4 protein-coding genes and 1 pseudogene are annotated in these 3,179 nt (G+C 59.7%); 3 read left to right on the top strand and 2 right to left on the bottom strand.

The features are described 5' to 3' along the window. Positions 1 to 255: pseudogene (locus EOB59_RS34160) on the top strand (DUF2243 domain-containing protein); the annotation flags it as partial. A gap of 878 nt (positions 256 to 1,133) precedes the next feature. Then, positions 1,134 to 1,436 (top strand): hypothetical protein, encoded by a 303-nt coding sequence (locus EOB59_RS34150; protein ID WP_128290261.1) that lies wholly within the window; start codon positions 1,134 to 1,136, stop codon positions 1,434 to 1,436. Between the two features lie 154 nt (positions 1,437 to 1,590). Here the strand turns inward: EOB59_RS34150 and EOB59_RS34145 are convergent, their stop codons facing one another. After that, positions 1,591 to 1,779, bottom strand: a complete 189-nt coding sequence (locus tag EOB59_RS34145) for a DUF3606 domain-containing protein (RefSeq protein WP_127321696.1) — start codon at positions 1,777 to 1,779, stop codon at positions 1,591 to 1,593. A gap of 134 nt (positions 1,780 to 1,913) precedes the next feature. Further along, positions 1,914 to 2,054: a hypothetical protein gene (locus tag EOB59_RS35490; protein ID WP_164895841.1), complete on the bottom strand. Its 141-nt coding sequence runs from the start codon at positions 2,052 to 2,054 to the stop codon at positions 1,914 to 1,916. A 181-nt stretch (positions 2,055 to 2,235) separates the two neighbouring features. On the opposite strand from EOB59_RS35490, the gene EOB59_RS34140 reads away from it, so the two are divergent. Next, complete coding sequence (locus tag EOB59_RS34140) at positions 2,236 to 3,039, top strand: ATP-dependent DNA ligase (protein WP_348639556.1); 804 nt, start codon at positions 2,236 to 2,238, stop codon at positions 3,037 to 3,039. Positions 3,040 to 3,179 lie beyond the last annotated feature (140 nt).

The raw sequence follows: 3,179 nt of genomic DNA, 5'->3' as shown, positions 1-3,179 counted from the left end.
GCCACCACTTCCGTCATCGTCTTTCGAGCTGGGATGGAACCGGCCGCGATGATGCGGGCGGTTCAAGCCGCCGACACCGACCTCAAGTGGGTCGACGCCAGCGGCACCATCTGGGCGGTCGATAGGGTCTCATGGCGCGGGTTGATGACCCTGCACGCGCGCGGCGCCCTGGTCGTCGGCACAACGCCTGTCATTGCCGGATGCCTCGCCTGGACCGATGCCGCTGGTGCGAGCAGTCGCTCCGGCCAGCAGTGAGGCATCCTAGCCCGCTTCCGGAAGGTGGCGGGCTTTTTGTCGGCCGATTGCCACGCCTGGTCGAAGGCAAAGAGTGGCACATTGCGGATTGGCAAATTAGATCGAAGAAGAAGAGCTATCAGAAGCCCGCATTCACCAAAAGTGAGCGGCTGTCGTCGGTGACGGCATCGCCCAGTTCATCCGGGGTCTCCGGGATCATCGATTAATCAAGAGAATTGCAGCTTGGAAGCCCGCTGCTGAAAGGTGGCGGGCTTTTTAGTGCATTAGTGGAACCTGATATGTCGCGGCAGGTTGGAACCGGCGGCAGCGTCCCCCGCTGCCGGGCCGAGGCCCCAAGCCTTGGCCGGGTCCGCCTCTGCCCGCCAGTAGGGGCGGACCCACTGCAACATGGCTCCGAAAATGAAGTTTGGATCGCTCTCGGTTTCCCTGGCCGTGGATAACACCGGAAGGCCCGTTACTGCTCCCTCAGTGGCGGGTTTTTCAATGGCAGGTTGGCCGGTGAAGCATCACGTCCCGGTTCTCAGGAACCCGTAATGCTACCCTGAATTGCTGGATTTCGCTGCCCTTTGGCATCGCAGACCGTGCATATCAGATCGAGACGGGAGCCAGCCCCAGAACGGGCCAGCTCTGCCAGGATTTCGGTCAGTGCATCGGTGTCGGAAAGTTCGAAGCCAGTTCACTGACGGTGGAACAAAACTGCCCTGTCGAACTTTGGTCGTCGCACTGCTCCCGGTGCTTTCCCCCATGAGAACTGCCCGCTGGCTCCGGCCGGCGGGCTTTTTGCGTCATGTGCTGGGCGATTCTCGGACCCCATTCGTTGGAACCGCCGCTTCAATGCGAAGTTAGGTGCCCAAGGACATTCAAACATGGAGTTGATCATGAAACAGCTACTTTTCGCGTCCGCCATTGTGGCACTGTCAACTGGGTTGGCCTTTGCCCAATCGAGCAACACCACCGGTACTGGCGGGTCATCCACGACGACAACCAAGACCATGCCGAGCACTACGACCGACCAGGGCACGGATTCGACCACCACGAGTGGAACGAACTCGAACTCCGCCAAGGACTGCGCTCCTGGTCAGCAAACTGGCAGCGCCAAGCAGGCCGCGCCAGGCCAGCAGGATACAGACGCTAACTCGGCCGCTCCTGGCCAGATGAAAAAGACCACGGACGGCTGCTGAGCGCGCTTTCGGAACCTTTGCCCCTGTCTCAGGTTGGTACAAGCGGTCGATTCCTAGGATGTAGCCGCACATATAGCCCGTCGTGCAAGGCCAGCACGGCGGGTCTTTCGCACGATACGAGCGGTTTAGCCTTGGGATTGGCTACGTTAGCTCGTCATCGACTGCCTAGTGCTTTCGCTTCGCGCTCCAGCGTCTCACGGTCGTTGCCGTGCTTTTTGATAAGTTCCCGGACTTCAGGGATGGTAAGCTGGAATTTGCTGGCGAGATAGCCGACCTCGTATTCCTCGTCGCCCGATACGCGGTCGCGGTCACGAAAATCGCGCTTGCTTTTGTCATCTGGCATGGTTGTTCCTCCTGAGAGGAGAACAGCGAAAGTAGCGCCGGGTTCCACGTAAGGACGGGCCAGCGCTTGTCGCAGAGTTGGCCTGCGCCGGCTTGATTCTGCCTGCACGGGTTCCTTTGTTGCTCGAGAGTCTATCAATCTTGTATGGCGGCCTCGACCAAACGCCGTATCCTGCCGGAACGCTCAATGTTTTGAGCCACCATCTCTTTCGAGCGCTGAATCGCGAGCTCGGCCCGTTCCAGGCGTTGCTTGGCACTGGCGACTTCGGCCTCCATCGCGATTCCCTGGCGTTTCGGGATGTTTGTCATGAGATTGAAACACAGGGAGGACGGAATCGTTCCCTGACGCCGGCCGAAACGGGTGTGGCATGAACACCTGCCCAAGTGCCTGGTGCATTCCTTTGCAACTATTTTAGCCTATTCTAATTTAAATTCGGTCAGTCCGAGTTTGCGTATGTTGAAGTTCATCCGGCCGATGTTCCCCACGCTTGTCGAGGTGCCGCCGACAGGGGACAACTGGATTCACGAAATCAAATATGACGGCTATCGTACCCAGGTGATTGTTGAGGACGGCAAGGCCAGAGCGATCACGCGAAGGGGCTACGACTGGTCATCGACGTACAAGACGATTGTCGAGGCGGCGGCAACCATTCCGAAGTCGGCAATCATCGACGGCGAGGCAATCGTCCTTAACGAGAAAGGCGTGTCGGATTTCCATTCGCTGCGGTCGGAGATGCGATGGGCGCCGGATCGGATCATCTTCGTTGCCTTCGATCTGCTGCACCATGACGGCATCGATCTGCGTCGCGAACCGTTGCTGGCACGTCGGGAAAAGCTGCTCGAACTCGTCGGCACCGCTAAAGGCGTGATCCAGTACAGCCACCATGTGCATGGCGGCGGGGCTGACTTTTATGCCGCGGTTGATCGGATTGGCCTAGAGGGCATGGTGTCGAAGCGGGAAGAGAGCAGCTATCGGTCAGGCGACACCGAAGCCTGGGTGAAAACGAAATGCTACGAAGAAGTCGACTTTGAAGTTGCAGGCGTGCAGCGAACGCCCGGTTCGGCTCCACTCGCCTTGATGGCAACCCGCGATGCGGAACGCCGCTACGTCGGCTCGGCAAACATCGCCCTGACCAAAGCCATGCGGGAACGCCTCTATGCCAAGGTGCAAGAGGGGAAAGGCGCGCCACCGAGGGGCGCCGACAAGCCCGACGCCGAATGGATCAAACCTGGCCTTGTCGGACGCGTGAAAGACCCTTAAGCGCGAAAATAAACTACGCCACGCCACGCTGCGGGCGATCCGGGAGGCAAAGGCATGACGGGCCGACGCGGCGACGCATCGCCCACAATGCACATCTCGGGAAGCGACCGGTGCGAGGGGTGGCCGGCGCCTGTGGCGGG

Source organism: Mesorhizobium sp. M7A.F.Ca.MR.176.00.0.0 (assembly GCF_004023165.1).
Classification (GTDB): domain Bacteria; phylum Pseudomonadota; class Alphaproteobacteria; order Rhizobiales; family Rhizobiaceae; genus Mesorhizobium.
Note: the sequence above shows the minus strand (reverse complement) of the source record. Positions and strands in the feature narration are given on the sequence as shown.

Coding starts and splice junctions, on each gene's coding strand:
- EOB59_RS34150 (WP_128290261.1), top strand. CDS start 1,134: ATGAAACAGCTACTTTTCGCGTCCGCCATTGTGGCACTGTCAACTGGG.
- EOB59_RS34145 (WP_127321696.1), bottom strand. CDS start 1,779: ATGCCAGATGACAAAAGCAAGCGCGATTTTCGTGACCGCGACCGCGTA.
- EOB59_RS35490 (WP_164895841.1), bottom strand. CDS start 2,054: ATGGAGGCCGAAGTCGCCAGTGCCAAGCAACGCCTGGAACGGGCCGAG.